Source organism: Streptomyces alanosinicus (genome assembly GCF_014650595.1).
Taxonomy (GTDB): Bacteria; Actinomycetota; Actinomycetes; order Streptomycetales; family Streptomycetaceae; genus Streptomyces; species Streptomyces alanosinicus.
The window spans coordinates 1-6970 of sequence record NZ_BMVG01000088.1; the positions used below are offsets into that span (position 1 = coordinate 1).

The 6970-nt window shown below is 64.9% G+C and carries 5 protein-coding genes and 1 pseudogene; 3 read left to right on the plus strand and 3 right to left on the minus strand.

The annotated features are described in order from the left end of the window. Nucleotides 1-56 precede the first annotated feature (56 nt). The 3 genes and pseudogenes from IE277_RS45940 to IE277_RS45950 all read right to left on the minus strand — a co-directional run bounded on the left by IE277_RS45940 (nucleotide 57) and on the right by IE277_RS45950 (nucleotide 3698). On the minus strand, nucleotides 57-1010 hold the full coding sequence (locus IE277_RS45940) for a nuclear transport factor 2 family protein (RefSeq protein ID WP_189960006.1): 954 nt from the start codon (nucleotides 1008-1010) through the stop codon (nucleotides 57-59). A gap of 197 nt (nucleotides 1011-1207) precedes the next feature. Further along, nucleotides 1208-2476 (minus strand): annotated as a pseudogene (locus IE277_RS45945) (IS701 family transposase). 472 nt (nucleotides 2477-2948) lie between these two features. Then, nucleotides 2949-3698, minus strand: coding sequence for an ExeA family protein (locus IE277_RS45950; RefSeq protein WP_189960008.1), 750 nt, complete (start codon nucleotides 3696-3698; stop codon nucleotides 2949-2951). A 460-nt stretch (nucleotides 3699-4158) separates the two neighbouring features. On the opposite strand from IE277_RS45950, the gene IE277_RS45955 reads away from it, so the two are divergent. The 3 genes from IE277_RS45955 to IE277_RS45965 form a co-directional block, all read left to right on the plus strand. Further along, the gene (locus IE277_RS45955; RefSeq protein WP_189960010.1) at nucleotides 4159-4761 is read left to right on the plus strand and encodes a LuxR C-terminal-related transcriptional regulator; all 603 of its coding nucleotides are present in this window, start codon (nucleotides 4159-4161) and stop codon (nucleotides 4759-4761) included. Between the two features lie 257 nt (nucleotides 4762-5018). After that, nucleotides 5019-5396, plus strand: a complete 378-nt coding sequence (locus tag IE277_RS45960; protein WP_189960013.1) for a hypothetical protein — start codon at nucleotides 5019-5021, stop codon at nucleotides 5394-5396. Nucleotides 5397-5699: 303 nt separating this feature from the next. Further along, on the plus strand, nucleotides 5700-6970 hold a 1271-nt coding region (locus tag IE277_RS45965), incomplete at its 3' end, for an IS1380 family transposase (protein ID WP_189960015.1).

Genomic DNA, 6970 nt, shown 5'->3' on the forward strand with positions numbered 1-6970 from the left:
ACCGGACGCCGCTCGGCCCGCCCTCCGGGCGGACGACGGGACTTTCGCAACACGCCCTAGAACATGCCGTTGCCGTTGGCCGAGGTCTCGGGGACGTCCTGGATGATGTCCCAGTGCTCGACGATCTTGCCGTTCCGCACCCGGAACAGGTCCAGGATCGCCGCGCCCAGGTCTCCCGGATAGTTGACGTAGTGGCTGTGGACGGCCACCAGGTCGCCCTCGGCGATGATCCGCTTCGGGGTGACCGTCAGTTGCGGTGCCGAGGCGAAGTAACCGCCGAGGCCGGCCTTCGCGGCGGGCACGCCGCTCTGCATCTGCGGGTTGTGCTGGAGGTAGCCGGGGTCCCAGTAGCGGTCGAGGGCGGTCAGGTCCTTGTGGACCATGAGCTCGTCGAAGGCCTTGGTGACCAGCGCCTGGTTGGCCTGGGTGAGCCGGTGGTCCAGGGGCTGCGAGACCTGCGGTGAACTCAGCGTGGAGAACATATCGTTGCCGCTGGCCGTGGTGTCCGGCACGTTCTGGATCACGTCCCAGTGCTCGGCCAGCTTCCCGCCCTGGAAGCGGAAGATGTCGATGACGGACGCGCCCTTGGTGCCCGGGACCAGCACCACGTTGGAGTGGAGCAGCACGAGGTCGCCCTGGGAGATGGCCCGCTTGACGTCGTACCGGGCGTCGGGGAACTGCTGGTGGATCGAGGTGGCCAGGCCCTTCAGGCCCGCCGCCCCGTCGGCCGCGGTCGGGTTGTGCTGGATGTAGTCCGGCCGTACGAAGCGGTCGACGACCGCGGTGTTCCCGCGCTCGAACACCCCCTTGGCGACAGCGATGGCGACGGCCTTCTGGTAGCCGAGGCGGGCGGCATCGCCGTAGCCGCCATGGCCGTGCGCCGCGTGCCCGGCGGCCGGGCCGTGCGGGGCCGCCACGGCGGGTACGGCGGCCGCGCCCAGGACCGCGGCGGCGGCGAGGAAGGCGACGACGGCCCTGCGGGCGGGGGTGGTGGGGGCAGTGGGGGGCATGGTGCGCTCCAAACGTCTCATGCGTGCGAAACCGCGGAGTAACTTGAAGTTTCAAACTCTGCATCGGCAGATAATCACCGCGGAGCGGTCCATGTCAACCGTCCTTACCGCCCCTTGGCGTTCCTTGGCCCTCCTCGACGCTCTTGCTTGTAGCGCACTCGAAGCCGTGGGCTGGCACACCAGTGCGGTTTCGTGATCTATCCAGTGGGTCCGTCGGCGGAGCGTCGTTGGTAGTGGCTGCGTCGGGCTGTTGCCTGGTGGCGTCTGCGCCAGGTGGACCAATGCAGCAGTCTGGCGGCAGTCATGACCGGTGGAGCGAAGACGGCGACGAGCAGGTGACGGATCTCCGGGACGGTCAGCATGATCGGTTCGTGGCTGCGGGCGGGATGTTGTGGATCGGCAGGCCGGGCGGGGTTCGCGTCGGCGGCGAGGGCGGTCAGGAAGGCCAGGGCCAGCATGGCGAGCGTGATGTTCCGGTGCCATGAGATCCAGTGCCTGACCTGGTAGTGATCCAGGCCGACCTGGCTCTTGGCGGCCTGGAAGCACTCCTCGACGCTCCAGCGGACACCGGCGACGCGGACGAGCTCGTGCAGGGTGATCTGGGTGGGTGACCAGCACAGGTAGAAGGCGAGTTCACCGGTGGTCCGGTTGCGGCGGATCAGCAGGTGACGATGGACGCCGGTGCCGATGTGGATCCCAGGCCCAGTCGTAGTAGCGCGGGCCCTTCGCGCCGGCTCCGGCGCTGTGCCGCTGCCAGGCAGAGGCGGGCAAGCGGTCGGCGAGGACATCGGCGCGGACAGGGGTGCGGCCCTGGTTGATCTGGACCCGGGTGGAGCAGGCGACGGCCATCACGTAGCCGATGCCGATCCGCTCCAGGCGTGCGCGTAACTGCAGGTCCTGGCCGTAGGCTTCGTCGCCGGTCACCCACGATGCGGTCACTCCGGCGTCCAACGCGGCGACGATCATCTCCTCGGCCAGCCGGGGCTTGGTCGCGAAGGGTAGGTCCTCGGGCACCCCGGCAGCGTGGCGGCGCTCGGGATCGGAGCACCAGGACCGCTCGGGCAGGTAGAGCCGTCGGTCGATCAGCGCGCATCCCCGCTCAGTGGCGTAGGCGAGGAACACGCCGACCTGGGAGTTCTCGATCCGGCCAGCTGTGCCGGTGTACTGGCGTTGCACCCCCCGCCGACATGCTGCCTTTCTTCACGAAGCCGGTCTCGTCCGCGATGAGAACGCCGTCGTCGCCGAGGTGGTCGACAACGCAGGCGCGGACATCGTCACGGAGGGCGTCAGCATCCCAGCGGGCATAGCGCAGCAGGCGCTGCATCGGCCCGGGCCGGGCGTGACCGGCCTGTTCAGCCAAGTTGCCAGCAGTTCTTCCGCTCGGTAGCCGACAGCAGTCCCAGCACATAGGCGCGGGCGGTCGCCCGAGGCTCAACTCGGCCGAACCGCCCGGCGATACGAGCCATGACCTGGTCGAACAACACCCGCCAGCGGGCAGGGTCAACGCTATGGCCCGCGGCCACCGCACGATCTTCGTTTGTCCACACACCAACCGATGATCACGCGGTGGCCGTACCCGTTCCCAGCCGGGTTCGCCACAAGATCGCGAAGTCAGACTGGAGTATTAAGCCCTGATCCTTCTCAAGTGCGGAAAGCGCATCGAGTGCTGCTACTTCGTCTTCGTAGGGGTCAACGGGATAGCGCCGCAGAATAAGGCGTTTCCTAAAGGGGGAGGGCAACGCTTGGTGATCCGGTACCGGGGTCGGTACCGTTGGTTGAACGAATCCTTGTTGCACCGGAGAAATGGCCGCAGGTGCTGGTCTTGAGAGTTCGGTAAGTTTGTCGAATCTTCCCATGGTTAGGTGCGCAGGTTCTGCGCTTTGGCAATCTCTTCGACCTGCTGTGGTGTCGCGTATGTGCGGCCCTGCACGGCAAGGTCTATAAGTAACTCGAAGCAGACCTTGATGGCATCTTGGGGAAGTCCCTTAGAGTATGCACAGAGAAGGTGATACGCCTCCTCGGCGTCCTTGCCCTCGAAGAGTGAGTCTCGTCGGCCGGCGACGGTAAGGCGGAACTGCAGCATGTCTCTCGAAGGTCTTCGAGAGACATGCTGCTCATGGCGATGGGGAACATACGAGAAGCGAGCTCACGGTAGTTCACGATCTTTGTTCCGAGTTCCTCTTGGCCAACCAGGACGATCTGCAGGAGCTTGGTCTTGTTGGTCTCAAAGTTCAGCAGGTAGTGCACGAGCTTGAGCTGCTCGCGGGTCATGTACTGGGCTTCGTCGACCAGGAGGGCGGGTATTTTGCCGTTCTCGAACTGCTCAAGAAGGAACGCCTCGAAGTTGCCCAAGGAAGCAGCGTAGGAGCGCTCGGTCTTCACGTCGAAGCTCTCCATTACCAGGCGAAGGAAGGCGTTGCTGCTCTTGAGGTTGGGGGAGATCAAGAGCTTGACGTTGAAGCGCTCGTGCTGGCTTAGCTTCTCGTGGAGTCGGCGAACGAGGGAGGTCTTTCCTGAGCCGATCGGGCCGTACATGTAGATCGGGCCGATGCGGTCACGTGCCATGAACTCGCACTTGGCTAAGGCCTCGCGCACCTGGGAGGAAAAGTACAGAAACCGAGGATCTGGGCTCGTGGTGAACGGATGCTCGGCAAGGCCAAAGTGTTTAACGATCGCGTCTATGTCCATATTGGATAACTATCAATGAATATGGCAAAGTTCGCGCAATTTGCCAATAGGGTAGGAAAGTTGACGGAATTTGGAGGACCTCCTGACCTCACTCAATGTTCACTCAAGCGGATCAAAAGAAAACGATTCTGCGTGTACAGCGCGACCGTGACCACCGTGTACGACCACAGGAACGCCCCCGAATGTGTTTGTGTGACCGCATGCGAGATCCTTTCAGCTCTCCTTGCGCCGGCCCGCCTTCCGCCGTGACGGCGGATGCACAGTTGCTGGAGCCTGCGACAAAAGGCCAGGCGCCTGTGGTGCGGCCGAACATCGCCGAGGCATACGCGGCCTTCGACCGGGCCCGCGCAGAGCGGCCTTGGCGGCACCAGCCCAGAAGCGGTTGAACGATTAGGTAACGGACTCCGGTAGGCAGGGCACATAGCCATATCCGGTTGACGGTTCAAGGAGCACCGTAACGATGCGCATCATGGTCATCGGAGACTGTCCCGTCTTCCGGGACGGCATCACGCAGTTGATCGACACCGTTCCTGACCTCCATCTGGTCGCCACCGCGTCGTCTATCAGGGGCGTGGACGGTGAACTGGCTGGCGTGGACGTCGTCCTCATAGACCTACAGCAGTCCGTCCGTAGCCTGGCCGCAGCCGTGGCATGGTTACGGGACCGGGGGCATGCCGTCATCGTGGTGTCGTCCTCACCGCAGATCGATGCGGTTCAGGTGATTCAGGCGGGTGCCAGCGGCTATCTGAGTCGGCAAGCCGAGGGGGAAGAGCTCCTAACAGCGATTAGGGCAGTGGGCGCGGGCCACGGTTATGTGTCCGTGCCTGCTAGCCACTTACTCAGGCGATCCCCTCACTTTACGAAGAGGGAGCAGGAGATCCTCAGGCTTGTCGCCCACGGCGCAACAGATCGCGAGATCGCTGGTCGACTGTCCATCAGTAAGCACACCGTTCAGTCACACCTCGACCGAATCGGCGAGAAGGCGGGGTGTCGACGACGTTCCCAACTCACCCGGCTGGCGCTCAAGTACGGGCTCATCGACGGAGAATCAGAGCTGTCATGACCTGCCGAGGGCAGCCATGCGGGTAGGTGCTGCGTGGGTAGTCCTGCCCCGTGTCTTATGGGTGCTTCCCCCTCTTGCCCCTCATAGGCCGAGCAAGCATCTTGGTAGAGGAAAGTCACTTCACCGCATCAGTCGGAAAAGAACGAATGGGCTTTCATTCCTGGGCAGTTCGCGCCTTTTTAGCACCCCCTCACTGTACGGAATGCTCTCCGGATTTCACGAACGTTTGCTTTCGCCCCGACAGGCTAGGAGAAGTCATGCGTAATCGCGTCGCAATTCTCGTCGTCGCGGCAGTGCTGCCCCTGACAGGTGCGGTTTCACTCGCGACAGCAGGCACGGCAGGTGCCAACCCGAACAGCAAGACGGTCACAGTCACCGGGTCAGTCGAAGACTGCGAGAGCGGAGGTAGCCCTAAGCAGGTGACGATAGGGACGAGTAAAGAATCCCACACCGACGACAGCCCCAACGTAAAGAACCAGAGTAAGTACTCGGTGACCTTCCATAACATCACCAAGAAGGGCCGGGATGCAACAGTCCTCGTAACCTGCCAGGACGGCGACACTTACACGGATGGTTTCAAGATCATGCGGCCGGCCGGAACGTCTACCACCATGGAGCAGGATATTTCCCCATAATGGTCAGTTCCGACGGCACGAGAGAACGGGGGGTGCTGCGGGGATGGATGCGCCGTCGTAAGGCGGCGCAGACCCTCGCCGCGCGTTCGTAGATCCGGTGCGGCCCACCGTCTCCGCTCCTGTCGTGAGGGCCTTACCCCACCCCAGCACTGACGGGGAGACAGTGCCGAGGTGAGAGCTAGCCTGCGCGTTTCACTTGCGGCGGTGTCCGCATCATGATCGAAACCACGAAGGTGCCTTCTGAACTGGGACGATGAGGCTTGTCCAAGGTCTCCGTCAGCCCAGCAGGAAGGCACTTTCTGCGTGCACGCCACCGGGTCACATCCCCGGCTCGTCGTCTCCACCGACGGGCGCGGGGTGGTCAGCCACGCCGGGTCCCGACTACTGGCCGATCTCGCCGAAGCCACCGGCCTCACCCATGCCTTCAGCGACGCCCCGCGCCAGCTGCGTCAGCGCCGCACCGGCCACGATCCAGGCCAGATCGCAGTCGACCTGGCCGTGACGCTCGCCGACGGCGGTGAGACGATCGCCGATCTCGCGCTGCTCCGCAACCAGCCCGGCCTCTTCGGGGCGGTCGCCTCCACTCCTACCGCCTGGCGGCTTCTGGCCGGCATCGACCCGGCCACCCTCGGCGCCCTGCGCGCGGCCCGTGCCGCCGCCCGGGAGACCGCCTGGTTGCAGGCCGGCGAAACACGGGACGGCATCCCCGCCTCCCACGCCGGTGGACGTGAACTGCCCGGCCTGGTCCTGGACATCGACGCCACCCTTGTCACCTGCCACTCCGAGAAGGAACACGCCGCGCCGACCTACAAGCACGGCTTCGGCTACCACCCGCTGCTGTGCTTCCTGGACAACACCGGCGAGGCCCTGGCCGGCCTGCTGCGCCCAGGCAACGCCGCGGCCAACACCGCCACCGACCACATCAGCGTGCTCGATGCCGCCCTCGCCCAGATCCCCGACGCCCACCGCCACGGCACCGAGATCCTCATCCGCGCCGACAGCGCCGGATCAGCCAAAGCCTTCCTGACCCACATACGAGCCCTGCACTCGCGCGGGATCCGCGCGTCCTCCTCCGTCGGATGGCCCATCACCGAGCCAGCCCGCCGGGCGATCCGCTTTCTGCCCAAGGAGGTCTGGCATCCCGCCCTCGAACAGGACGGCTCGCTGCGCGAAGGCGCCGATGTCGCCGAGCTGACCGGCCTGGCCGACCTGACCGGCTACCCCGACGGCACCCGCATCATCGTCCGCCGCGAGCGCCCCCGTCCCGGAGCCCAGCTCTCCCTGTTCGACCTGGACGAGGGCATGCGCCACCAGGTCTTCCTCACCGACACCCCCCATGGACAGGACTCCCTGCAACTGCTGGAAGTCCGCCACCGCGCGCACGCCCGCGTCGAGGACCGCATCCGCTGCGGCAAGATCACCGGATTCGGCCGCTTCCCCTCCCGCCGCTTCCAGATCAACACCGCATGGCCGGAGCTGTCTCCGGCCGCCATCGACCTGATCGCCTGGACTCGAACCCTTCTGCTGGACAGCGAGTTGGCCACCGCGGAACCGAAGAAACTCCGCCACCGGCT